General features: G+C 70.7%; 23 protein-coding genes. 19 read left to right on the plus strand and 4 right to left on the minus strand.

Annotated features, from left to right (window positions below; all coding sequences use genetic code 11):
* Positions 1-11 precede the first annotated feature (11 nt).
* Genes sctJ through BJP32_RS06030 form a run of 6 tightly spaced genes read left to right on the plus strand, consistent with a single transcriptional unit; the run spans position 12 to position 4,332 of the window.
* Positions 12-734, plus strand: coding sequence for a type III secretion system inner membrane ring lipoprotein SctJ (gene sctJ, locus BJP32_RS06005; protein WP_003164555.1), 723 nt, complete (start codon positions 12-14; stop codon positions 732-734).
* Positions 731-1,267 (plus strand): hypothetical protein, encoded by a 537-nt coding sequence (locus BJP32_RS06010; RefSeq protein WP_052748063.1) that lies wholly within the window; start codon positions 731-733, stop codon positions 1,265-1,267. The genes sctJ and BJP32_RS06010 overlap by 4 nt, the downstream gene beginning before the upstream one ends.
* A complete protein-coding gene (locus tag BJP32_RS06015; protein ID WP_052748064.1) occupies positions 1,264-1,875 on the plus strand; it encodes a FliH/SctL family protein in 612 nt (203 codons plus the stop codon). The genes BJP32_RS06010 and BJP32_RS06015 overlap by 4 nt, the downstream gene beginning before the upstream one ends.
* The gene (locus tag BJP32_RS06020; protein ID WP_046653635.1) at positions 1,872-3,191 is read left to right on the plus strand and encodes a FliI/YscN family ATPase; all 1,320 of its coding nucleotides are present in this window, start codon (positions 1,872-1,874) and stop codon (positions 3,189-3,191) included. Before BJP32_RS06015 ends, BJP32_RS06020 begins: the two co-directional genes overlap by 4 nt.
* Positions 3,188-3,685: a hypothetical protein gene (locus BJP32_RS06025; protein ID WP_046653636.1), complete on the plus strand. Its 498-nt coding sequence runs from the start codon at positions 3,188-3,190 to the stop codon at positions 3,683-3,685. The genes BJP32_RS06020 and BJP32_RS06025 overlap by 4 nt, the downstream gene beginning before the upstream one ends.
* Positions 3,685-4,332, plus strand: a complete 648-nt coding sequence (locus BJP32_RS06030) for a hypothetical protein (RefSeq protein ID WP_076223254.1) — start codon at positions 3,685-3,687, stop codon at positions 4,330-4,332. Before BJP32_RS06025 ends, BJP32_RS06030 begins: the two co-directional genes overlap by 1 nt.
* Before the next feature lie 9 nt (positions 4,333-4,341).
* Here BJP32_RS06030 and BJP32_RS06035 read toward each other — a convergent pair whose 3' ends face one another.
* Positions 4,342-5,004 carry a hypothetical protein gene (locus BJP32_RS06035; RefSeq protein WP_046653639.1) on the minus strand — a complete coding sequence of 221 codons (663 nt, stop codon included), beginning with the start codon at positions 5,002-5,004 and terminating at the stop codon, positions 4,342-4,344.
* A gap of 18 nt (positions 5,005-5,022) precedes the next feature.
* Positions 5,023-5,265: a hypothetical protein gene (locus tag BJP32_RS06040; protein WP_046653640.1), complete on the minus strand. Its 243-nt coding sequence runs from the start codon at positions 5,263-5,265 to the stop codon at positions 5,023-5,025.
* A gap of 110 nt (positions 5,266-5,375) precedes the next feature.
* On the opposite strand from BJP32_RS06040, the gene BJP32_RS06045 reads away from it, so the two are divergent.
* The 7 genes from BJP32_RS06045 (at position 5,376) to BJP32_RS06075 (ending at position 10,766) form a co-directional block, all read left to right on the plus strand.
* On the plus strand, positions 5,376-6,476 hold the full coding sequence (locus BJP32_RS06045) for a sensor histidine kinase (protein ID WP_052748065.1): 1,101 nt from the start codon (positions 5,376-5,378) through the stop codon (positions 6,474-6,476).
* Positions 6,473-7,132: a response regulator transcription factor gene (locus BJP32_RS06050; protein ID WP_046653641.1), complete on the plus strand. Its 660-nt coding sequence runs from the start codon at positions 6,473-6,475 to the stop codon at positions 7,130-7,132. The genes BJP32_RS06045 and BJP32_RS06050 overlap by 4 nt, the downstream gene beginning before the upstream one ends.
* A gap of 2 nt (positions 7,133-7,134) precedes the next feature.
* Complete coding sequence (locus tag BJP32_RS06055) at positions 7,135-8,106, plus strand: FliM/FliN family flagellar motor switch protein (protein WP_046653643.1); 972 nt, start codon at positions 7,135-7,137, stop codon at positions 8,104-8,106.
* Position 8,107: 1 nt separating this feature from the next.
* Positions 8,108-8,767, plus strand: coding sequence for a type III secretion system export apparatus subunit SctR (sctR, locus tag BJP32_RS06060; protein WP_076223256.1), 660 nt, complete (start codon positions 8,108-8,110; stop codon positions 8,765-8,767).
* Between the two features lie 11 nt (positions 8,768-8,778).
* A complete protein-coding gene (gene sctS, locus BJP32_RS06065) occupies positions 8,779-9,051 on the plus strand; it encodes a type III secretion system export apparatus subunit SctS (protein ID WP_003164547.1) in 273 nt (90 codons plus the stop codon).
* Entirely contained in the window at positions 9,052-9,849 is a 798-nt protein-coding gene (sctT, locus tag BJP32_RS06070) for a type III secretion system export apparatus subunit SctT (RefSeq protein WP_046653644.1), read from the plus strand.
* 98 nt (positions 9,850-9,947) lie between these two features.
* On the plus strand, positions 9,948-10,766 hold the full coding sequence (locus tag BJP32_RS06075; protein ID WP_076223258.1) for a DUF1521 domain-containing protein: 819 nt from the start codon (positions 9,948-9,950) through the stop codon (positions 10,764-10,766).
* A 75-nt stretch (positions 10,767-10,841) separates the two neighbouring features.
* On the opposite strand, the gene BJP32_RS06080 is transcribed toward BJP32_RS06075, so the two are convergent.
* Positions 10,842-11,360 carry a hypothetical protein gene (locus BJP32_RS06080; RefSeq protein WP_076223260.1) on the minus strand — a complete coding sequence of 173 codons (519 nt, stop codon included), beginning with the start codon at positions 11,358-11,360 and terminating at the stop codon, positions 10,842-10,844.
* A gap of 4 nt (positions 11,361-11,364) precedes the next feature.
* Positions 11,365-12,474: a LysM domain-containing protein gene (locus BJP32_RS06085; RefSeq protein ID WP_076223262.1), complete on the minus strand. Its 1,110-nt coding sequence runs from the start codon at positions 12,472-12,474 to the stop codon at positions 11,365-11,367.
* Positions 12,475-12,680: 206 nt separating this feature from the next.
* Here BJP32_RS06085 and BJP32_RS06090 point away from each other — a divergent pair, with 206 nt between their 5' ends.
* The 6 genes from BJP32_RS06090 to gltB all read left to right on the plus strand — a co-directional run bounded on the left by BJP32_RS06090 (position 12,681) and on the right by gltB (position 22,925).
* Entirely contained in the window at positions 12,681-14,132 is a 1,452-nt protein-coding gene (locus BJP32_RS06090; protein WP_076223264.1) for a hypothetical protein, read from the plus strand.
* A gap of 41 nt (positions 14,133-14,173) precedes the next feature.
* The gene (locus tag BJP32_RS06095; RefSeq protein ID WP_076223266.1) at positions 14,174-14,752 is read left to right on the plus strand and encodes a hypothetical protein; all 579 of its coding nucleotides are present in this window, start codon (positions 14,174-14,176) and stop codon (positions 14,750-14,752) included.
* Positions 14,753-14,831: 79 nt separating this feature from the next.
* The gene (locus BJP32_RS06100) at positions 14,832-15,737 is read left to right on the plus strand and encodes a DUF2974 domain-containing protein (RefSeq protein ID WP_076223268.1); all 906 of its coding nucleotides are present in this window, start codon (positions 14,832-14,834) and stop codon (positions 15,735-15,737) included.
* 87 nt (positions 15,738-15,824) lie between these two features.
* Positions 15,825-16,649 carry an ankyrin repeat domain-containing protein gene (locus tag BJP32_RS06105; protein ID WP_076223270.1) on the plus strand — a complete coding sequence of 275 codons (825 nt, stop codon included), beginning with the start codon at positions 15,825-15,827 and terminating at the stop codon, positions 16,647-16,649.
* 319 nt (positions 16,650-16,968) lie between these two features.
* Positions 16,969-18,402, plus strand: coding sequence for an NAD(P)-dependent oxidoreductase (locus BJP32_RS06110; RefSeq protein WP_076223272.1), 1,434 nt, complete (start codon positions 16,969-16,971; stop codon positions 18,400-18,402).
* On the plus strand, positions 18,399-22,925 hold the full coding sequence (gltB, locus tag BJP32_RS06115; RefSeq protein WP_076223274.1) for a glutamate synthase large subunit: 4,527 nt from the start codon (positions 18,399-18,401) through the stop codon (positions 22,923-22,925). Before BJP32_RS06110 ends, gltB begins: the two co-directional genes overlap by 4 nt.
* Positions 22,926-22,946: the final 21 nt, after the last annotated feature.

Here is a 22,946-nt window from a genome sequence, read left to right on the forward strand (position 1 = left end):
GGGAGGCGGTCATGCGAATCCGATCGCTCGCCGCCCTCGCGGGCGCAGCCCTCCTGCTCGCCGCCTGCGGCCAGCAGGAGCTTTACGGCGGCCTGACGGAACGCGACGCCAATGAGATGGTCGCCGTGCTCAAGGCTCAGGGGCTGGACGCCTCCAAGACCCGCGACGGCGACAATTGGGTGCTGAAGGCGGATCGCGGCGACTTCTCCCGCGCGGTGGCCCTGCTGCACGACCGGGGCTATCCGCGCCAGAACTTCGCCAGCATGGGCGAGGTCTTCCAGAAGGAGGGCTTCGTCTCCTCGCCGATGGAGCAGCGTATGCGCATGATGTACGCGCTGCAGCAGGAGCTGGGCCAGACCATCTCCTCCATCGACGGCGTGGTGCAGGCGCGCGTCCACATCGCCGTGCCGGAAAGCGATCCCCTGGCGCAGGAGAAGCCGCCCTCCTCCGCCTCGGTCTTCATCAAGCATCGGCCCGACTACGACATCTCGGCCCAGACCGGCTCGATCAAGGCCCTGGTGGTCAACTCGATCGAGGGTCTGCCCTACGACAAGGTCACGGTCGTCGCCTTCCCAGCGTCCGAAGTCCTGACCCAGCCGCAGGCGCCGGCCGTCACCCAGCTCAGCCTGCCGCTGGGCGTGCTGATCCTGGGCGCGGCGGGACTGGGCATCTACGGCCTCTATCGGCGACCCAAGCCGCGCGCCAAGGCAGACGCCAAGCGAGGCGAGGCTTGACGCCGGACGCCGCCAGGACCGAACGCGCCGCCCTGTGGCGCCGGGCCCGCGCCCTCGACGGCGCCGATGACGCCGCGCGCTCGCCGCGCGCCCGCGCCTTGGCCCGCCGACTGTCGCCGCCGCGCGCGCCGGTGGACTACGCCGCAATCCTGAAGGCGCCCGCCTGGTCCGCCCTGCCGCTGAACGAGCGTCGCCGTCTGGCCGCGACCTGCGGCGCCGTGCTGCTGGCCGAGCGGCTGGCGGCCAGCATCGACGGACGGATGCTCGGCGTCGTCGGACGCAGCATCGGCGAGGGCGCGCTGGACGCCGTCCTGGCCCTGCCGCCCGCCCAGCGACCCGAGACGCCGCCGGTCGGCGCGCTGGACGCCGAGGCGCTGGAAGGTCTGGGCGCCGCCGCCCTGCTGGCCGGTCTGTCAGGCGAGACGGCCCGACGCCTGGCCGACGGCCTGGCCCCGCCCCTGCTGCGCCTCGACGCCGACCAGGCCCAGGCCGCCCGCCGTCTGGCCCTGACCCTCTGCGGGATCGCCGCATGAGTTTTCACTTGATCGCCGCCGCACCCGACGCGGCCCTGCTGACCGACCGCCCCGTCATTCGCCGCAAGGAACGCGCCGTCGTCGAAACGGCCGTCGACCTTCTGGCCCAGGCCCAGGCGCGGCTGGCCGAGGTCGAAGCCCATCGCGCCGCCGAGGGCGAGGCGGGCCGCGCCGACGGCTACGCCGCCGGCTATGAGGCCGGGCTGACCGCCGCCGCGCGCGACGTGGCCGAACGCGCCGCCCGCCTGCACCGCGAGATGGAGGCCGAACGCGAGCGCCTGCGCGAGACCGCCGGACGCCTCGCGCTGGACGTGGTGCGCCGCATCGCCGCCGAACTGGCGCCCGAGGCCGTGCTGGCGGCCCTGGCCGAGCGGGCGGTGAAAGACGTCCTGCCCGAGGCGCCGGTCGTGGTTCACGTCGCGCCCGACGGCGTCGGCGCCGTCTCGACCCGCCTGTGGCCCATCGGCGCAGCGATCGAGGTGCGCCCTGACGACGCCCTGGCCCCCGGCGACTGCGTCATCGAAACCGCCGCCGGACGCAGCCACGCCGGACTTGAAGTCCAGCTCGCCGCCCTGGAGCGCGCCTTTGAGCGGGGGCGCGCCGCATGAGCCACGACGCCGTCGAACTGCGCCTGCACGACGCCCTGCGCCGCGCCCTCACCCTGGACCGGCGCGGTCGGGTCGTTCAGGCCTTCGGCACCACCGTGCGCGCCACGGGACTGAACGCCCGCATCGGCCAGCAGGTCGAGATCCGCGACCCCGCCGGCGGCCCCGTGGTCAAGGCCGAGGTCGTGGGCCTGAGCGACGGCGCAGCCATACTGACGCCCCTGACCAGCCTGAACGGCCTCGGTCCCGAAGCCGAGGTCATCGCCGCCGACGACCGGACCGAAGTCCCCAGCGGCCCCGGCCTGCTGGGCCGCGTCATCGACGCCTTCGGCCGCCCGCTGGACGGCCTGGGCCCCATCGCCGGGCCGGTCGCCCTGCGCGACGTCTACGCCGACGCGCCCAATCCGCTGGCCCGCCCGCCGATCAGCGCCCTGTTCCCGACCGGCGTGCGCGCGGTCGATACGCTGCTGAGCGTCGGCGTGGGACAGAGGGTCGGCGTCTTCGCCATGGCGGGCGGCGGCAAGTCGACGCTGATGGGAATGTTCGCCCGCCACTGCGCCGCCGACGTCAACGTCATCGCCCTGATCGGCGAACGCGGGCGCGAGGTGCGCGAGTTTCTCGACGACAGCCTGGGGCCGGAAGGCCTGGCCCGCTCGGTCGTGGTGGTCGCCACTTCCGACCGCCCGGCGATGGAGCGCGTCCGCGCCGCCCACGCCGCCACCGCCATCGCCGAAGGTTTCCGCGCCCAGGGCCTGCGTGTCATGCTGCAGATGGACTCCGTCACCCGCTTCGCCCGCGCGCTGCGCGAGATCGGCCTGTCAGTCGGCGAACCGGCCGTGCGGCGCGGCTTTCCGCCGTCGGTCTTCGCCGAACTGCCCCGACTGTTCGAACGGGCGGGCGCGATCGAGGGCGGCTCCATCACCGCCTTCTACACCGTGCTGATCGAGGACGAGGAAGGCGGCGACCCGATCGGCGAGGAGGTCCGCTCCATCCTGGACGGCCACGTCTATCTGTCGCGCAAGCTGGCGCAGGCGAACCACTATCCGGCCATCGACCCTCTGACGAGCCTGAGCCGCGTCTTCCCCCGCGTGACCTCGCCCGAGCATCAGGCGGCGGCGGGCAAGGTCCGCGCCTGGCTGGCCAAATACGCCGAGATCGAGTTCCTGCTGCAGATCGGCGAGTACAAACCCGGCGGCGATCCCCTGGCCGACGAGGCCGTGCAGCGGATGCCCGCCCTTCGCGGCCTGTTGCAGCAGGGCGCGTATGAAGGCGTGGCGGCGGAGGCGGCCCTGGCCCAGTTGGCTGAGGCCGCGTCATGAGCGGGCGCGACCGCATCACCCTGCTGCGGCGTCTGGCCCGGCTGCGGGCGCAGAGGGTCGAGGCCGCGCGCCGTCTGGTCGCCGTCGCCCAAGACGCCCTGGCGCGGGCGCAGACGGCGTTGCAGGCGCGCGAGGAATCTATCGCCGCCCTCGGCCGCCATATCGAGACCCTGGACGAATGGTTCGCCTCGGGCGCGGGCGGCGACGCGCGCCTGATCGAAGGCGCCCTATCGCGACGCGGCCTGATCGCCGACCGCCGCGAGGCCGAAACAGAGGCCCGCGCCGAAGATCAGCGGGCGGTCGAGGCCGCCCAGGCTGAACGGGATCAGGCCCTGCGCGCCCTGATGCGCGCCACGGCCCGCCACGACGCCGTCGACGGCCAATTGCGCCGCGCCGTGGCCCAGCGCGCCGGACGCCGCGAGGACCAGGAACAGCTCGATTTCGAGGAACGGGGCCGCCCGCGCCTGCAACTGCTTATGGGAGGCCGCGCCTGATGGCCGACGCCGTGAACAACTCCGCCCCCGCCCGGCCCGCGCCTTCCGCGCGATCCGCCGGCCCCGCCCCCTCGGCCTGGAGCGGCGGCGCCTTCGAGGCGGCCCTGGACCAGGCCGCCGCGCGCCGCCATGCGCTCGAAGCCGGCGAGCGCCAGCCCCGCTTCGCCCGCCGCGACGAGGACGCCGAACCCGTCCGCGACCGCCCCCACGACGCGCCGCGCGAAGAGGCCAAGGCCGACGACAAGGCGGACAAGGCCGAGGGCCAGTTGAACAACATTGCGGGGGCGACCGGCCTGAACGCCGTCCAGGGCGGTCCCGCCGCAGCGGCGGGCTTCACCGGCGACGTCGAGGCCATGGCGTCGATGATGGAGAAGGCGTGGCTGGCGGCCCAGGCCGAGGCCGCCAAGGGCATGCAGGTGCAGTTCACCGACCGGACCCTCGCCCTGGCCGGGTTCGGGGTGATGCGGCTGGCCGACGGCGGCCTGACGCTGCAACTGGCCGCCCACCAGCGGCCGACGCCCGAGCTGGAGCGCGCGCTGGAGCTGATGCGCCGTCGGCTGGAGGCGCGCGGCGTGGCCGTGTCCGAGGTGCGCGTCGCCCCCGCCGATGCCGACAGCGAGCATCGCCCGCCGGACGGGGTGCGGTGAGCCATGATCTCAGCGCGGCGTGAAATCCCAGCGGCCCTGGTCGCGATCGGCGCGGGCGGCGTCCAGCACGACGCGCGCCGTCTCGGCCGGTGCGCGACCCGCCGCCAGCCCCTCGGCGGTCAGCCGCACCAGACGGCGGCTCTGGCGATTGTGCAGTCCCTCGGTCGGGCTGTCGGCGTCCGCCGCCAGCTTTCCGGCATAGAGGCGCGCCGCTTCGGGCGAGGTCTGGATCAGGGTCAGGACCAGGGCGGCCGCGCGCCCGAACGCTTCGTCCTCCAGCGGCTGGCCCACCACGTCGCGGGTCAGCCAGACGCACAGGAACTCCAGCGGCCCCACGCTGCGGGCGTTGGTCATCAGCCCCCCGCCGGGGCCGGACAGGCTCGAAAAGGCCGCTGCGCCCCAGGCCGGCAGGCGCGTGGCGGGCAGGCGATCGGTCGTCAGGGCGCGGGCCAGGGCGTCGGCGGCCAGCCTCCGCGCCTCCTCGTCGCCGAAGCGCGCCACGGCGGCCAGCAGCTTGACGAAACCGGGATAGAGGGCCTCGCCCAGACCGTCGCAGACGCGCTGCAGTACGGTGACGCGCGCATCGGGCGTCGACTGGCCATTCAGCCCGTCGATCAGGGCCTGAGCCGCGCCGGCCCAGTCGGGTTCAGCCTTGAGAACGAGATCGGTCACGATGACCGAGGCATAGCCTCAGCCGAAGCCGTTGTCGCGGGTTTCAGTCAGATGATTGGCGATGGCGCGGGCGGCCGCGTCCATGTCCAGCCGATCCGACACCCGCACGCGCACGTCGTCGCCGGCGAAGGCGGTGAAGTCGCCGAAGGCCTGGCCGCCGCGACCGTGAGCCCGCGCCTCGGCGCCCAGAGGCGTCGAGGCCGACAGATCGCGCGACCAGACGCCGGACAGGGGCGTGTTGTCGGTGCGGATCGTGGTCATGGCGGTCTCCTCGACGTGGAACGCTCCACGCTAGACCGCCAATCTAGGCGCATCGGCGCGCCCTCGCCATGCGGGACTTCCCTAGCCGCCCGCGCCCCGGAGGCGCGCCGATGACCGTCGCCCTTCGCCCGCTCGACGCGCCGCAATGGACCGACGCCGCCCTGTCGGCGCTGAACATCTGCGCCGCCGCCTTTGATGCGCGCGGCCTGACGTGGCGCTCTCCCGCCTTCGTCGCCGCCTTCCCCGAATGGCGCGAGAGCGAGGCCCTGTCGGCCGTCGAATGCCGCCTGCCCGGCCTGTCCGAGGCGATCGCGGCGGCGCGGCGCGAGGGCGCCTCGGACGCCCTGATCGTCCAGCCGGGCGGCCGTCGGGTGCATGACGCGCGTCTGGCCCTGTCCGACGGCCTAGTCTTCCTGGAGCTGTCCGACGCCGCCGAGCGTCAGGAGGCCCAGCAACGCCACCTGGCCGACCGCGAGGAGCTGCTGACCACCTCGCGCGTGCTGTCGGTCGGCGAGATGGCCACCATGATCGCCCATGAGCTGAACCAGCCGATCGGCTCCATCGCCAACATCCTGCGCGGGCTGAAGGCGCGGCTGCAACGCGGCGCCCTGACGCTCGAGACCGGCGCCGAGGCCCTGGACCGCGCGACCGAACAGGCGCTCTACGCCTCGGGCGTGATCCAGCGCGTCCGCACCTTCGTCGATCAGCGCCAACCCCAGGTGCAGCGGCTGGATCTGGCCCGCCTGGCTCGCAACACCCTGGATCTGCTGGACTGGGAGATCACCCGCGACCGGGTGACGGCGCGCGCCGCCACGCCGCCGGACCTGCCCGCTGTTCTGGGCGATCCGGTCATGATCCAGCAGGTGCTGGTCAATCTGGCGCGCAACGCCCTGGACGCCATGCGCGGCGTCGACCTGCCCCGGCGCGAGCTCACCATAGAGGCGCGTCACAGCCTCGACGCGCGCCAGATCGAGCTGACCCTGACCGACACCGGGCCGGGCGTGCCGGAAGAAGCGTCCGCCCGCGTCTTCTCGCCCTTCTTCAGCACCCGCAGCGGCGGCATGGGCGTCGGCCTGGGCATCTGCCGCTCGATCATCGAACTGCACCGCGGTCGCCTGTGGTTCACGCCCGGCGAGGCGGGCGGCAGCGTCTTTCACATCGCCCTGCCGCTGGCCGCGGCCGAAACCCCGACTGAGGAGGCCCGCCCATGAGCGCCGTCGCAACACCGGCTGATGGGCCGTCCGGCCGCATCTGCCTGGTCGACGACCACGCCGAGTTCCGCCAGTCCGCCGCCTGGTGGCTGGAAAGCCTGGGCTATGAGGTCGAGTGCTGGGAAGAACCCGCCGCCTTCCTGGAGGCCATGGTCGAGCGCCCGGTCGAACCCGCCTGCTTCCTGCTGGACGTGCGGATGCCGGGCATGTCGGGGCTGGAGTTGATGGAGGCGGCGCGCGAGCGCGGGCTGGATCAGCCGGTGATCTTCATGACCGGCCACGGCGACGTGCCCCTGGCGGTCGAGGCCATGCGGCGCGGCGCCGTCACCTTCCTGGAGAAGCCCTTTCAGGAGAAGGCGCTGGAAGAGGCCATCGCCCTGGCCTTCCGCACGACGCCATCAGAAACAGAAGACGAAACAACCGCTTCCCCGCTGTCCCTCGCCTATCAGGAAAGGTTGGCTCGCCTGACCGCGCGCGAGCGCGAGGTCATGGATCTGGTCGTGGCCGGTTCCTACAACAAGGTCATCGCCTATGACTTGGGCATCAGCCCCAAGACGGTCGAACTGCACCGCGCCCGCATCATGACCAAGATGGAGGCGCCGACCCTGACCCATCTGGTACGCATGGCGGTGTCCGGCCAGGTCGAGGAGGCGTGAGCGTGGCCCTGGACGCCCTGCCCTCCTCGCTCGCGCCCGCGCGCCCGCCCCGGCTGGACGAGCCGACCGTGCGCGCCCGCGCCGCCGCCGTCGCCGCGCTGGACGGTCTGATGCTGGACGAACTGCGCGTCAGCGTTCTGATCCCCGATCGCGACGAGGCCTTCGTCGGTGAGCAAGTCGCCTTCGCCACGCCGCACGGCCCCGTCCGTGTCGCGCCCCTGACGATCGACGGCGCGGCCTTCGAGAACGGCGACCACGCCGCCCTGCTGGCCGCCGTCTCGACGCTGGAGCCGCTGCTGGCGGCGCTGGAAGACGCAGGCGCCAAAGCGCTGACGCCTGTCGGCGTGCGTTCCGACACGTTCGATGCGGCGCACGTCGAGGTCCGCCTCAGCGACGGCGAACGCACGCTGCATGAGGCGCGCCTGTCCCTGCCGCCCGCATTGGCCCTGCGCCTGCGCCGTGTCGGCGATCAGGCGTCGGGGTTGAACCTGCCCCTGCCGATCCGCCTGCTCATCGAGGGGCCGCGCCTGTCGCCCGACGATCTGTCGAGCCTGCACACGGGCGACCTGCTGCTGATCCCCGCTCTGGCCGGGGCCTGGTCCGCGCGTCTGTCGGTTCCCGGCGGGACGGCCGTCGGCCTGTTCGACCCCGCGTCCCGAAACTTCACCCATCAACGCAAGGAAAGCCGCATGACCGAGGCCGCCGCCCCGCCTGCCGAAGACGAGCACGGACTGACGCCGGGGGCCGACACGCCGATCGCCGTGACGGTCGATCTGGGCGAGACCGCCGTACCGCTGAAGACCCTGACCGAGCTGCGCCCCGGCGCCATCCTGCCCCTGACCGGACTGGACGCCGAAATGCGCGTCACCCTGCGCAGCGCCGGCCAGGCCTTCGCGCGCGGCCGCCTGGTGTCCCTGGGCGAGGCCTACGCCGTGCTGATCGACGCCGTCGCCGACCCGAAGGAGGCCGTCTGACATGGACCTGTCCCAGTTCTCGCCGGGATCGGCGCTCGTCACCGTCATCCTGCTGGCGCTTGCGCCCTTCGTGGCGGTGATGGTGACGTCCTTCACCAAGATCGTGGTGGTGCTGTCCCTGCTGCGCAACGCCCTGGGCCTGCAGCAGGTGCCGCCGAACATCGTGCTGAACGGCATGGCGCTGATCCTGACGCTCTACGTCATGTTCCCGGTCGGCCAGCGCATGGCCGAGTCCACCAACCACATGCCGCCCACCGCCGCCCTCAGCGACACCCAGCAATTGTTCGCCTATGCCGATAGCGCCAAGGAGCCCTTGCGCGACTTCCTGATCAAGCACTCGTCCGAGCGCGAGCGCGCCTTCTTCCTGCGCACCGCCCAGCGCATCTCGACGCCTGAAAAGCGCGCCGAGATCACCGCGCGGGACTTCCTGGTCGTCGTGCCCGCCTTCACCGTGTCGGAGCTGGCGACAGCGTTTCAGATCGGCTTCCTGATCTTCCTGCCCTTCCTGATCATAGACCTGGTGGTGTCCAACATATTGCTGGCGATGGGGATGATGATGCTGTCGCCGACCACCGTCTCCTTACCGTTCAAGCTGCTGTTGTTCGTGCTGATCGACGGGTGGGTGAAGTTGTCCCACGGCCTTGTGCTCAGTTACGTCTAGGAGAGCGCCCCATGATGAACGCCCAGGCCATTGAGCTCGTCAATCAGGCCCTCTGGCTCGTCCTGTTCCTGTCGGCCCCGCCGATCATCGCCGCCTCCATCGTCGGCCTGATCGTGGCGGTGATCCAGTCGGCGACGCAGCTTCAGGAACAGACTCTGCAATATACGGCCAAATTCTTCGCCATCGTGCTGACCCTGTTCGCCACGGCGGCGCTGATCGGCGGCTCGCTGTATCAGTTCAGCGACCGCATCTTCACCGAGTTTCCGGCCCTGGTGCGCCGCTAGGTGTTCGAGGGTCTGGACAGTCTGTTCGACAACGCCATCCTGGTGGCGGTGTCGACCACGCGGGTGGCGACGACCTTCCTGCTGATGCCGCTGCTGTCGCCGCAGACCGTGCCGGCGATGGTTCGCAACTCCATCTTCCTGGTGTTCGGCCTGGCCGTACTGACCATGCAGCCGCAGGTGGCCCAGATGACCCTGCCGACGGTCCAGTGGATCCTGCTGTTCGGCAAGGAGGCCCTGGTCGGAGTGGTCATCGGCTTCTTCTTCGCCACCATGCTGTGGGCGTTCGAGGCCGCCGGCCAGATCATCGACACCAAGGTCGGCGCCACCATGGCTCAGGTGGTGGACCCGCTCAGCGGGCACCAGACCTCGCTGAACGGCGAGTTCCTGGGACGGCTGGCCAACTTCGTCTTCATGTTCTCGGGCGGCCTGCTGCTATTGGTCGGCACCATACTGGACAGTTTCGTCATTTGGCCCATCGGCAGCCTGACGCCGGTGCTGACCATGAGCAGCCTCAGCCTGTTCGAGGGCGAGTTCACACGGCTGATGACCCTGGCCGTGCTGTTCGCCTCGCCGGTTCTGGTGGTGCTGTTCGTCACCGACGGCGCCCTGGGCCTGGTCAACCGCTATGCGCCGCAGCTGAACGTCTTCTCCCTGTCGCTGTCGATCAAGGCGTGGCTGGCGACCCTGATCATCCTGATCATGATGACCGGCCTGGTGCAGACCCTGCTGAACGAGATCATGGGCCGCCACGACACGGTTCTGGAGGTGCTGAAGGCGATGGGACGACGCTCAAGCTAGGAAGCTAGGGTCGTCCCTGATGGGGACCGTCCCGACTGTGAAGCCAAGCCCCAGCGTGGTCCGATGCCGGTCAGCAAGATCAACCTCGGGGCTGCACGATGACCAGCATCAACACCGCCTTCTCCAACGCCGTCGGGACTCTCGTGCTCGGCGCGGTCGCCGACCGCATGGCCACAGCGGCCAACTTCGCCCAGATGGGCTTCCAGCTGGGCGTGATGCTCAACGGCGCCTTCCAGCCCGCCGCCCCCGCCTTCTCGGCCTCCATGCCCCAGGACGGCAAGGCCACGGTGGACCTGGGCGACGGCTATACGCTGGAGATCAACGAGGCCAACTCCGAGTTCGTGGTGCGCGACGCCGACGGCAACGTCACCCAGATCTGGGGCGATCCGCACTTCAACTACAACGGCCAGCACGTCGGCGACTTCTGGGACACCATGACCCTGGAGCTCGAGAACGGCACCAAGATCACCGTCAACACCGAGCCCTTCGGCAACAATCCCAACGCCACCGTCACCAGCCAGCTGGTCATCACGCGCGGCGACCAGGCCATGATCATAGACGGCGTCAGCCAGAACCGGCTGGGCGACCTGAATATCAGCATGAGCAACAACGGCTACGCCATCGACGCCGCCTATCGCGACGGCCTGACCATCCGCGAGGACGACGCCGCCGGATCGGGCTGGACCAGCGGCATCACCGGCGACGCCGTCAGCCAGGAAGACTTCAACCTGACCAAGATCGGCAACGCCGGACTGCCCGAGACGCTTCAGGCTTTCAGCGACGCCCTGCGCGGCGTCCTGGGCGCCTGGCTGCTGACCGGCGTGTTGAGCGGATTGGCCGAAGCCCTGGGCGGCGCCTCTGAAACCAGCGAGCCCGGCAGCCCGCGCGTCGCCCTCGGCCCAACGCCGACGCGCTGAACTTACCTGCGGTTCAGCGCGGAACCCCGCGGACTTCGGTCCGCGGGGTTTTTCTTCACCAGAACAGCTTTGAACTCAGCGTCGGTTCAGGGCGTCGGTCGCGGCGTCCACCATGCGGGCGAACTGTTCGACGGCGCTGTCGCGGGCGGCGGCGGGGCCTTCTTCACGCGCCAAGCCCGCCGCCAGGGCCCGCAGCATGGGTTCGACCACGGCGGGCGCGGTCAGGTGCGGCGTCGCGCGGGCGTGATCCTGAACCGCGCGCACGAAGTCGGTCAGGGCGCGGTCGATGCGGCCCGTCTCGATCGGAGAGACGGCGCTCAGCCGCGCGGCGACCGCCTGGCCGGTCTGGGCGGCCAGCACGCGCATGTCGCCGCCGACCACCGCCCCGCCCTGCTGCCCCTGCTCGGCCCAGACCTGGGACAGGGCCACGCCGCGATCCACACTGTCCGCCGGATCGGGCAGGACCGCGCCGGCCAGTTCGGCCATCGCCTGGACGGCGGCGCCGACGGCCAATGCGCGGCCCTCAGCAAACGACGCCCCGGCGGAAACCGCCGAGGCGCCGTTCGCGCCGGAGATGGCGCTGGGTTCAGTCATGCGCTCAGCGGCCGTCCAGCATGTTCAGGGCGTCGCGGCGCTCGTCCTCGAACCGCTGAGCGACCCCCGCCTGAACATCGGCGCGCGAGCTGGAGAAATAGGCCAGTTCGCCGTTGCCGTCGCGACGGCCGCGCTCGTCATAGACGGCGTTGATCAGCGCGCGATCATAATCGGCGCTGGAGGCGTCGATCCCCTGGCGCTCGACCGCCGCCATGGCGCGGGTGACGACCGCCGTGTTCGGGCCGTGATGGACCGAGGTCGACCACACCACGTCCTGAAGCGCGTGCGAGCGGTTGGAGATGTCCAGGCCCGCATTCTCGATCCGGGCGGACTGCACGTCATAGTGGGTGCGTTCGATGAAGGCGTGCTGCGCGGCCTGGAAGGCTTCCGGCTCGCGCGCGGCGATGGCGCGCCAGGTGTCGGAGAAGGCGCGCGTGCCCGCCGCCGCCCCGCCGAACTCATCAGCCCAGCGCGCCCCGTCGGCGGCCAGGAACTCCTGCGGTCGGTTGCGGTTCACCGCCAGCTGATAGGAGCCGTAGGACACGCCGCCCGGATCCCCCGAACCGGACGACACCGTGCCGGGACCGCGCCCGCCCGTTTCATAGCGCGCCGACAGGGCGCCCAGGTCCGGATTGACGCCTTCCTGCGCCGTCGCGGGCGTCGCTTCAGCGGCGGGTTCGGAAACGGGCGTCGACTGGACCGGCGTCGCCGCCTCGGGCGCCGCGCCGTTCAGACGGATCTGCTGGCCGACCTGAATCAGCGACGGATTGGCGATGCCGTTGTCGGCCGCCAGCTCGCGCCAGCTCATCCCGTATTGCTGGGCGATGCCCGACAGGGTGTCGCCGCCGCGCACCGTATGAAAGACCGTCGCCTCGGCTGGCGTCGCGTCTCGCCCCTCCCCCGCGCCGACCGGCAGCGTCACGGTCTGGCCGGGATGGATCACGTTCGGATTGGTGATCTGGCGGTTCGCCGCCAACAGGTCGCCCACGCTGACGCCATAGCGTTCGGCGATCCCGGACAGGGTCTCGCCCGCCCGAACCGTGTGGGCGGGCGCGGCGTCGCGCGCCCCGGCGGCGGAGGACAGGCTGGTGGCGGAGGAAGCGGCGAGAGACATGGGTCGGCTCCAAAAGACGCGGTGATCCGTCAGGCCAGTTTGGCGTCTCTTCGCGCGTCTGAAATCTGGGGCTTTCCCTAGCGGCGCTGTTCGCAGGCGGCCCGGCATAGGGGATGTCCCTAGCTAAGGACGCCCCCAGCTTATGTCGCCGACGCCCCAATCATAGGCTTGCTCCAATATCCGTCTGTATCGTGCAGGAGCCGGTCATGACCGTCACGCCTCTTTCGCCGTCCGTCGACACCCGCGTCCTGGCCTCGCCCGTCAGCGGCCCCGTCCCCGGGTCGCCTTCGACCAGCCGGGTCGATCAGGCGCTGGACACGATCCGCGACCGCCTGGACGAAGGCTTCTTCAACGACGTCTCCCAGAGCGACCTACGAGACATCAACGCTGCGCTGAACGGCCTGACGGCGGAAGAGCGCAACGCCGTCGTCTCCGAACTGTCCGACGACGAACTGAACAAGTGGACGGACGAGCTCGACAACTCCGGCTTCCTCGGCATGGGCGGCGGGCTGAACGTGGACGAGCGCCGCGACCTGCACGCGACGCTGGGCGGCTCGCTGGACGCCGCCCAGTTGGAGCGCGTCTACAACGCCTATGACAACCGCGAGCAGAAGATCGAGCTGGCGCAGGGCGTCGCCGCCCACGCGACGTCCGACGTAAAGACCGGCTTCATCGCCGCCCTGGCGCCCCAGACGACCGAGGCCGACGGCATGGGCGGCGTGATGATCTCCGACATGGGCGACGCCGAGGGCCTGGCCGTGGCCCACGTGTTGGGCAGCCTGGGCGGCAACGCCTCTGCGCTCAGCACCGCCTATGCATCTTTGAACGACACCCAGCTGTCGGCCGTTTTCGAGGCCGGAACCCAGCAGACCATGTACGCGAACATGCAAGGCGGCGCGCCGACCTACAGCTATGACGCCGGACCGCTGGCCGCAGCCGTCGACGCCGCCGCCACCAGCCCCGACGCCGAGCTGAAGGCGCGGGTGTTCGAACTGGCGGGGCGCCAGATGGCCAGCGTCTCGGGCGCCAACGGCGTGCTAACGCCTTCGGTCGGGACCGGCGACGCCGCCGACGAAATCCGCGCCGGCATGGAGGGCCTGCTGAAATCCGACGTCAACGGCGTCGTCGAGGCGCTGGAGCAGGATTATCAGGCCGGCAAGGGCATGACCGCCTTCCTGCAGGAGACCCTGGGTCAGGACGGCGGCGCCGACACCATCCGCGGGCTGGTCGACCAGCTGGCGCGCGGCAATGATCTGAAGGGCGACATGCTGCAACGCTTCACCGCCCCGACGCAGCAGGACGGCGGCGTCTTCTATCCGGCCGCCGAGCGCATGGGTTACTTCTCCGGCGCCCTGCACCAGGCCTTCGAGGGCGTGAACAAGGGCGCGGCCGAGAACGTCGAGACGCTGAAGACCATCTTCGGCTTCGCCACCGGCAAGCTGCCCGGACCGGGCGTCGGCGATGCGACTGGCTGGCTGAGCGACCAGGTCTTCGATACGGCCCTGAGCCAGTATCAGAGCGGCCAGGCGGACCTGTTCGAGAGCATCGTGGCCCTGACCACCCCGACCGGCGCGGACGGCCGCCGCCCCTATGACGGGCCAGCCGAAGTCAGCTACAACGAGGGCTGGGAGTCCGTGACGCGGATTCCGCTGAACTGATCCTCAGAGTCTGGCCGCGCCCGGACGGAAAGGACGCGGCCTTGCCTGCCCCCCGTTGGCTCCCGATCCTGGCGACCCTGACCATGCTGACCGCCTGCGACTCCTCCCCCGAGACGCCAAAAACCACGCCCTCGGCCGCCGTCACGAGCGAAAGCTTCATCGCGGCCGCCGCCCGGATCGATGCAGAGTCCCTGTCCGCCCTGGCCGCCGCCGTGGACGCCGACCCTGCAGGCGTGGCGAACCAGCTTCAGAGCGGTCTGGGCGGCCGCCGCGCCTTGCAGGCCTACGCCGCCGCCATGCTGGAGAACGGCGAGGCGGCGCATCTGGGGCGGCAATGGGCGGCGCTGACCGCCGATGTCCCTGCCCTGTCCGCCTCCGAACAGAAGGACGGCGGCGTCTGGCGCCCTCGCGCCGAGGAGGCCGGGTTCTTCACTGGCGGAGTCGCCGCCGCGCTGTCGCAAAACCCCAAGGCCGTGCCCGACTTCGCTCAAGGCGCAGGCGTCGCCCCGCCCGCTCCCGGCGAGGACATCGCCGAATGGCTGTCACAACGCGTCCGCGCCCTGCCTCGCCCCGCCCGCGACGCCTTCGACCAGGCTCTGCGCGCAGGCGCGGTGCGCTAGGCCTCCAGTCTAGGGAAGACCCTAGCAGCGCGGTTCGGCGAGCAGCGATAGGGTGACTGCATAGGATCGGGAGGCGACCATGCAGATCGACCGGATCGGCGCGACATCGTTCCAACCTCAGACGACGCCCGCGACGGCGCGCTTCGACGACGATCCGCGCGTCGCCCTGGACTGGGCGCCGCCGCCCGCCGCGCCGGTTTCGGCTCAGGCTGCGGCCGCCCCGGCCCGTTCGGACAATGTCGTCGACCTGGACGCAGCGCGCACGCATCTGGCGCTGTCGGCCGATGTCTACAACGACACCCCTTCGCCGCCCGACGGCTGGCGCGTGGCCGGACCGGACGACCTGGACCGGCTGCGCCTGACTCCCGACCTGCTGGAGCGCGCCGATTCCGAGTTCCGCGCCCGCGTCTATGTCAGCGACGAGGGCGGCCAGACCCGCTACGTCGTCGCCTTCCGCGGCTCCCAGGCGGGCGAGGACTGGCTCAACAACGGTCAGCAGGCGCTGGGCCTGTCCTCCGAGCACTATGACAAGGCCCTGCGCATCGGCCAGCGGCTGGCCGCCGTCGAGGCGGACGTCACCCTGACCGGCCACTCGCTGGGCGGCGGCATGGCCTCGGCCGCGTCCCTGGCGTCGGGCCACGACGCTGACACCTTCAACGCCTCCGGCCTGCACGCCTCGACGATCGAGGCCGCCCAGGCGGGCGGGCGCCGGACGCCCGACATCGACGCCTTCTACCTCAAGGGCGACCCGCTCAGCCTGCTGCAGGACGGCGGCGACCGCATCATCCTCGGAGGCCTGGGAGCGGTTCTGCTCGGCCCGCTCGGCGGCGTGGCCGCCGGATGGGCGGGCGACGCGCCCGGAGCTGTCGGCGACCGCATCCCCGTGTCCCCCACCCCGCCCGAGGACCAGTCCTGGTGGAATTGGACGCCCGGCGCCCTGCACGGCGTCGAATGGTTCCAGTCCAGCCTGGACGCCATGCGATAAGGAGGCGGAACGGCCTCGACCCGCCGACCGTTCAGCGCCAAGATGCCCGGACGCCTCTTCACGCCAATCCTTCTCGCCGGAGTTCTGATGAGCGGTTGCGACGCCCGCGCCGACGGTTTTGTCGTCGGCACCGTCCTGCCCTCCCCGGCCAGCGTGGCCGCGCTGGGCCGGGACGGCCATTCCACCCGCGACATGGTCGAGGCGGTCCGCGACGGCGACCTGGCGAAGGCCCGCCGCCTGCTGGACGCCGATCCCGCCCTGGCCCGCATCGGCGACGGCGAGAATCTTGACCTGCTGACCCTCGCCGTCGCGCGCGACGACCGGGCCATGGTCAGCCTGCTGCTGGAAAAGGGCGCCCCGCCCGACGGCCCGAACGGCGAGACCCCGCTCAGCTTGGCCCTGCGCGCCCGCGAGCCCTGGCACGCCCAGGCCCTGCTTCAGGCAGGCGCCTCGCCTGACCCGGTCGCGCCTGACGCCTTCTGGCCGCTGGACGAGGCCATCGCCTTGAACTCGCTCGGCGCCGTGCGTCTGCTGCTGGATCACGGGGCCGACGTGAACCGGGCCGACCGCACCGGCGGCACGCCGCTGGAAACCGCCGTCGCCATGCGCAACTACCGCATCGCCGAACTTCTGCTGGAACGCGGCGCCGATCCCTGGGCGGTCGGCGTCAACGGCGACACCATCGCCTCCGCCCTGAACGCCCCCGTCCGCCCTGCCGAGCCCGCCGAGGCTCAGGCGGAAACGCGCGTCAAAGCCCGCATGACCGCCGCCGGCTGGCGCTTCCCCCCGCCCTCGGCCCAGGTCGTGCGCGCCGAAGTCCTGGCCGGCCGCTGGCCTCCCGCCGACGCCCAAGGCGGCCGCCCGCCCTCGCCCGAACTGGTGCAGCGGATGCGAGAGTTGTGGCCGCAGTAGTACGCCGCCCTCGCGGTCCGCTCAGTCCGAAAATCAATACCCCCAGGTCAATCGTGCTGAGCCGAATCCGCCTCCAGCTTCTGGCGCATTGGCCCGATGACGATGCGCACTGATCAGGCGGCGCTCACAATCACGCCCCTTCGCCCGCCGCCCACGCCGCGACACGCGCCCGACAAAGGTTGCAGCGCACACTAAAAAATAGATCATTTATGCGCCATAATGCAAAATACTCGACAATAATATTTCAAATTCATATTTTTCGAGAGCTAATAAGAAAAATTATTTTGCACCGCAAGCCAGCAACCCGCTTAATACGCAAATGCAAAAAGGCGGACGATCCAACCCTGGCGGTTTTCTGATCGAGCAGCGTCGGCTGGAGAAACAGCCCGCTGATCTGCGCGTACGCGCCTTCACGGAGATCACGCTCAAACCGACCGCCGCTGGCGGGACGGCCCAGGCGTCGCGCTGCACCGACTGCGGCGTGCCCTTCTGCCAGAACGCCTGTCCGCTGCAGAACAACATCCCCGACTGGCTGGCCCTGTCGGCGGACGGCGACCTGCGCGAGGCCTGGCGCGTCGCCTCGGCCACCTCGACCATGCCCGAGATCTGCGGCCGCATCTGTCCGCAGGACCGCCTGTGCGAGGGCGCCTGCACCCTGCAGCAGTCCGGCTGGGACGGCGTCACCATCGGCTCGGTCGAGGCCTGGATCGCCGATGCGGCCTTCGACAACGGCTGGGTCGAGCCCATCCGTCCCCTGGCCGAACGCGGCCAGAGCGTGGCCATCGTCGGCTCCGGCCCCGCCGGTCTGGCCGCCGCCGATCGCCTGCGCAGCGAAGGCTACGCCGTCACCGTCTATGACCGCCACGACCGCGCCGGCGGCCTGCTGACCTACGGCATCCCCGGCTTCAAGCTGGAGAAGCGCATCGTCCAGCGCCGCATCGACCGCCTGGTCGAGGGCGGGGTCGAGTTCGTGCTCAACACCAACGTCGGCGTCGATGTGACGATGGACGAGCTGCGGTCGCGCCATGACGCCGTCCTGCTGGCCATGGGCGTCTATCAGGCCCGCACCCTGAGCGTTCCCGGTCGCGGTCCGAACGACACCGTCGCCGCGCTCGACTTCCTGATCGCCCAGAACCGCGTCGACTGCGGCGACGCCGCCGACGCCTCCGCGCCCCACGCCGCCGGTCGCGATGTCGTCGTCGTCGGCGGCGGCGACACGGCCATGGACTGCGTCCGCACGGCTATCCGCCAGGGCGCGAACAGCGTCGTCTGCCTGTATCGCCGCGACCGCGACAACATGCCTGGCTCGGCCCGCGAGGTGCAGAACGCCGAGGAGGAAGGCGTCCGCTTCGAATGGCTGGGCGCCCCCAAAGCCCTGATGTCCAAGGGCGAGGCTGTCGTCGCCGTCCGCGCCCAGCGCATGGACCTGACCGACGCCGCGCCCGGCCAGCGTCGCGACATCGCCCCCGTGCCCGGCTCGGACTTCGATCTGCCCGCCGACCTGGTGATCGAGGCCCTCGGCTTTGAGCCCGAGGCCTTCGCCGAACAGCTGGACGCCAACCTGGGCCTGACCAGATGGAACACCCTGCAGGTGGCGCATGGCGGTTTCGCCACCACACTGCCCGGCGTGTTCGCCGCCGGGGACGCCGTGCGCGGCGCCTCCCTCGTCGTCTGGGCCGTGCGCGACGGCCAGGACGCCGCGGCTGAAATCGACCGCTACCTGCGCGCGCGTACCGAGGAAGCCGCCGCATGACCGACGCACCGCAACAAAACTGGCTAGCTCAGTATCAAGAGAACCGCGCCCGTCTGATCGAAGGCGGCGCCTATGACCCGTCGTCGGAGCGTGACGCCTGCGGCGTGGGTCTGGTCTGCGCCATCGACGGCAAGCCGCGCCGCGAGATCGTCGAGATGGCGATCAAGTCGCTGAAGGCCGTGGCCCACCGTGGCGCGGTAGACGCCGACGGCCTGTCCGGCGACGGCGCCGGCGTCATGATCGAACTGCCCCAGGCCTTTTTCGCGGCCCAGGTGCGCGCCGTCGGCCAGACCCTGCGCCCCGGCCCCATCGCCGTGGGCCAGGTCTTCCTGCCGCGCACCGACCTGGGCGCCCAGGACCACGCCCGCGCCATCGTCGAGGCCGAGGCCATCCGCTCGGGCTTCTACATCTACGGCTGGCGCCAGACGCCGCTGGATCTGTCGGTCGTCGGCGTGCGCGCCGACGCCACCCGGCCCGAGATCGAGCAGATCATGCTGGCAGCGCCGGAAGGCATGGAGATCGAGGAACTGGAGCGCGAGCTCTTCCTGTGTCGCCGCCGCATCGAAAAGGCGGTGCAGGCGTCGGGCCTGAACGGCTTCTACCTATGTTCGCTATCGGCCCGCTCCATCGTCTACAAGGGCATGGTCCGCGCCGAGCTGCTGGGTCAGCTGTATCACGACCTGAACGACCCCACGGTCGAGGCCGGCTACGCCGTCTTCCACCAGCGCTACTCGACCAACACCTTCCCCGAGTGGAAGCTGGCCCAGCCCTTCCGCATGCTGGCCCACAACGGCGAGATCAACACGCTTCAGGGCAACCTGAACTGGATGCGCAGCCACGAGATCCGCATGGCGGCCTCGGCCTTCGGCGACCGCGACCAGGAGGTCAAGCCGGTGGTCCAGCCGGGCGGTTCGGACTCGGCGGCCCTGGACAACGTCTTCGAGGTTCTGGTCCGCGCCGGGCGCCCCGCGCCCCTGGCCAAGGCCCTGCTGGTGCCCGAGGCCTGGTCCTCCGACGACGTGGTGATGAAGCCCGAGCACCGCGCCCTCTACGCCTATTGCAATGCGGTGATGGAGCCGTGGGACGGCCCCGCCGCCCTGTGCGCCGTCGATGGCCGCTGGGTCGTGGCCGGCAAGGACCGCAACGGCCTGCGCCCTCTGCGCGCGGTCGAGACCGTGGACGGCCTGCTGCTGGCCGGCTCCGAAGCCGGTCTGGTCCCCCTGCCCGAGGGCCGCATCAAGCGCCGCCTGCACATCGGCCCCGGCAAGCTGATCGCCGTCGATCTGAAGCACGGCCGCATCTATGACGAGCATGAGGCCGTCGACGCCCTGGCCGCCGCCCAGCCCTACGAACAGTGGCTGGAGAACATGGTCGATCTGGAGCCCATCATCGGCCCCGGACCAGAACCGCGCGCCGCTGTCGGCGAGGCCCTGATCCGTCGCCAGATCGCCGCCGGCTTCAGCCGCGAAGATCTGGACCTGCTGCTGGACGCCCTGGTTCGCGACGGCAAGGAGGCCGTGGGCTCCATGGGCGACGACGCCCCGCCCGCCGTCCTGTCCAGCCTGCCGCGCCCCCTGGCTCACTACTTCCGCCAGAACTTCTCCCAGGTCACCAACCCGCCCATCGATCCCCTGCGCGAAGCCGGGGCCATGAGCCTGAAGACCCGCTTCAAGAACCTGGGCAATATCCTGGCCCAGGACGAAGCCCAGACCGAGGTCTTCGTGCTGGACAGCCCGGTCCTGACCACCGGCATGTATCAGCGCCTGCTGGGCGTCGTCGCCGATGGCTCGACCACGGTGATCGACTGCACCTACCCAGTGCCCGCTGAAGACGATCGCCCCGGCGCCGGCCTGCGTCAGGCGCTCGATCGCATCCGCGACGAGGCCGAGGCCGCCGCCCGCGACGGCGCCACCCTGATCGTCCTGACCGACGAGCACGCCTCGGCCGAGCGTCTGGCCGCGCCGATGATCCTGGCCACCGCCGGGACCCACGGCCGCCTGATCGAAGCCGGCCTGCGGACCTATTGCTCCCTGGTCGTGCGGTCTGCCGAGACCCTGGACCCCCACGCCTTCGCGGTTCTGGTCGGGGTCGGCGCCACCGCCGTCAATCCGTGGCTGGCGCAGGAGCTGTTCCAGGAACGTCTGGATCGCGGCGCCTATCCGGGCCTGACGCTTCACGACGCCTGCCTCAACTACAAGCACGGCATCAAGGCCGGCCTGCTCAAGGTGCTGGCGCGCAAGGGCATCAGCGTCATCTCCGCCTATCGCGGCGGCTGTGAGTTCGAGGTTCTGGGACTGTCGCGGGCTCTGGCCGCCGAGTTCTTCCCCGGCGCCCCGTCGCGCATCTCGGGCATCGGTCTGGCCGGTCTGGAGCAGGCGGCGCTCAAGCGTCACTCGGTCGCCTTCGGCGCGGCCGTCCCCTCCCCGTCGATGGGCGGCTTCTTTCGCATCCGGGCGGGCGGCGAGGCCCACGCCCATGACGCCAGGACCATCCACCTGTTGCAGGATGCGGTGAACCGCGGCGACTTCAAGCGCTTCAAGCAGTACTCAGCCGCCGTCCGCGAACAGCCGGATCTGGCCCTGCGCGACCTGCTGGACTTCAAGGACGGCCTGACCCCGGTCCAGCTGCACGAGGTCGAGAGCGTCTCGGACATCCGCCGCCGCTTCCTGTCTCAGGCCATGTCCCTGGGCGCCCTGTCGCCCGAGGCGCACGAGACCCTGAACATCGCCATGAACCGGATGGGGGCGCGCGCCGTCTCCGGCGAGGGCGGCGAGGATCCGGCGCGCTATGTGCCGCGCCCGAACGGCGACAACGCCAACTCTGCGGTCAAGCAGGTGGCCTCGGGCCGCTTCGGCGTCACCGCCGAATATCTGAACCAGTGCCGCGAGATCGAGATCAAGGTGGCCCAGGGCGCCAAGCCCGGCGAGGGCGGCCAGCTGCCCGGCTTCAAGGTCACTGAATTTATCGGCCGTATGCGTCACGCCGTGCCGGGCACGACCCTGATCAGCCCGCCGCCGCACCACGACATCTATTCGATCGAGGATCTGGCCCAGCTGATCTACGACCTGAAGGCGATCAACCCCGACGCCAAGGTCACGGTCAAGCTGGTCTCGGCCACCGGCATCGGCGCCATTGCGTCCGGCGTGGCCAAGGCCAAGGCCGACGCCATCCTGATCGCCGGCCACAACGGCGGCACGGGCGCCTCGCCGCAGACCTCGGTCAAGCACGCGGGCATGCCGTGGGAGATCGGTCTGGCCGAGGCGCATCAGGTGCTCAGCCTGAACCACCTGCGCTCCTCCGTCAGCCTGCGTGCAGACGGCGGCATCCGCACCGGCCGCGACGTGGTCCTGGCCGCGCTACTAGGGGCCGAGGAATACGGCATCGGCACCTCGGGCCTGATCGCCATGGGCTGTCTGATGGTGCGCCAGTGCCACTCCAACACCTGCCCGGTCGGCGTCTGCTCGCAGAACGAGCGCCTGCGCGCCAAGTTCACCGGCACGCCGGAGAAGGTGGTCAACCTCTTCACCTTCATCGCTGAGGAGGTGCGCGAGATCCTGGCCTCCATCGGCGCGCGCACGATCGACGAGATCGTCGGCCGCACCGACCTGCTGCGTCAGACACGGCGCGGCGGTTCGCACCTCGACGACCTGGACCTCAATCCGCTGCTGATGAAGGTCGATGTCGACCGTCCCGGCCGCTGGGCCGACAAGGTGCGCAAGCCCGTGCCCGAGAGCCTGGACGCCCAGGTGCTGAAGGACGCCCAGGCCTTCCTCGAGCGCGGCCAGACGCTGGAACTGTCCTATCCGTTGAACAACACCCAGCGCACCGCCGGCGCCGGCGTCTCCTCGGCCATCGTCCGCAAGTTCGGGCCTGAGGGTCCGCAGGGCCGTCTGAAGCTGAAGCTGGAAGGCATCGCCGGTCAGAGCTTCGGCGCCTTTGGGGCCAAGGGCCTGATCCTCGACGTCACCGGCGAGGTCAACGACTACGTCGGCAAGGGTCTGTCGGGGGCCGACATCCATGTCCGTCCCTATGAGTGGCGCGCCGACCAGCAGGTCTGCGGCAACACCACCCTCTACGGCGCCACCTCGGGCCGGCTGTTCGTGGCCGGCGCGGCGGGCGAACGCTTCGCCGTCCGCAACTCGGGCGCCGAGGCCGTGGTCGAGGGTCTGGGCGCGCATGGCTGCGAATACATGACCGGCGGTCGCGTCGTCGTGCTGGGGTCGGTCGGCTGGAACCTGGCGGCGGGCATGAGCGGCGGCGAGCTGTTCGTGCTCGACGCCGACGCTCGAGCGGCTCAGGCCCTCAACGGCGATCTGGCCGGGGTCGGTCGCATCGACGCCGAAGCGGAAGCCCGACTGAAGGCCCTGATCGAGGCCCACGCCTCCGCCACCGCCTCGCCTCTGGCCAAACGCGTCCTGGCCGACTGGTCGACGTTCGCGCCGCGCTTCGTCCGCATCGCGCCCAAGACCGTCCTCGCCGCCGAGGCCGCAAACACCGACGTCAGGCTGGCCCAACCCGCCTGACGTCATCCCTTCCGCAGCGTC

Source organism: Brevundimonas sp. ZS04, assembly GCF_001956865.1.
Taxonomy (GTDB): Bacteria; Pseudomonadota; Alphaproteobacteria; order Caulobacterales; family Caulobacteraceae; genus Brevundimonas; species Brevundimonas diminuta.

Coding starts and splice junctions, on each gene's coding strand:
- BJP32_RS06020 (WP_046653635.1), top strand. CDS start 1,872: ATGAGCCACGACGCCGTCGAACTGCGCCTGCACGACGCCCTGCGCCGC.
- BJP32_RS06015 (WP_052748064.1), top strand. CDS start 1,264: ATGAGTTTTCACTTGATCGCCGCCGCACCCGACGCGGCCCTGCTGACC.
- BJP32_RS06045 (WP_052748065.1), top strand. CDS start 5,376: ATGACCGTCGCCCTTCGCCCGCTCGACGCGCCGCAATGGACCGACGCC.
- gltB (WP_076223274.1), top strand. CDS start 18,399: ATGACCGACGCACCGCAACAAAACTGGCTAGCTCAGTATCAAGAGAAC.
- sctR (WP_076223256.1), top strand. CDS start 8,108: ATGGACCTGTCCCAGTTCTCGCCGGGATCGGCGCTCGTCACCGTCATC.
- BJP32_RS06090 (WP_076223264.1), top strand. CDS start 12,681: ATGACCGTCACGCCTCTTTCGCCGTCCGTCGACACCCGCGTCCTGGCC.
- BJP32_RS06075 (WP_076223258.1), top strand. CDS start 9,948: ATGACCAGCATCAACACCGCCTTCTCCAACGCCGTCGGGACTCTCGTG.
- BJP32_RS06040 (WP_046653640.1), bottom strand. CDS start 5,265: ATGACCACGATCCGCACCGACAACACGCCCCTGTCCGGCGTCTGGTCG.
- BJP32_RS06030 (WP_076223254.1), top strand. CDS start 3,685: ATGGCCGACGCCGTGAACAACTCCGCCCCCGCCCGGCCCGCGCCTTCC.
- sctJ (WP_003164555.1), top strand. CDS start 12: ATGCGAATCCGATCGCTCGCCGCCCTCGCGGGCGCAGCCCTCCTGCTC.
- BJP32_RS06050 (WP_046653641.1), top strand. CDS start 6,473: ATGAGCGCCGTCGCAACACCGGCTGATGGGCCGTCCGGCCGCATCTGC.
- BJP32_RS06025 (WP_046653636.1), top strand. CDS start 3,188: ATGAGCGGGCGCGACCGCATCACCCTGCTGCGGCGTCTGGCCCGGCTG.
- BJP32_RS06100 (WP_076223268.1), top strand. CDS start 14,832: ATGCAGATCGACCGGATCGGCGCGACATCGTTCCAACCTCAGACGACG.
- sctS (WP_003164547.1), top strand. CDS start 8,779: ATGATGAACGCCCAGGCCATTGAGCTCGTCAATCAGGCCCTCTGGCTC.
- BJP32_RS06110 (WP_076223272.1), top strand. CDS start 16,969: ATGCAAAAAGGCGGACGATCCAACCCTGGCGGTTTTCTGATCGAGCAG.
- BJP32_RS06085 (WP_076223262.1), bottom strand. CDS start 12,474: ATGTCTCTCGCCGCTTCCTCCGCCACCAGCCTGTCCTCCGCCGCCGGG.
- BJP32_RS06080 (WP_076223260.1), bottom strand. CDS start 11,360: ATGACTGAACCCAGCGCCATCTCCGGCGCGAACGGCGCCTCGGCGGTT.
- BJP32_RS06105 (WP_076223270.1), top strand. CDS start 15,825: ATGAGCGGTTGCGACGCCCGCGCCGACGGTTTTGTCGTCGGCACCGTC.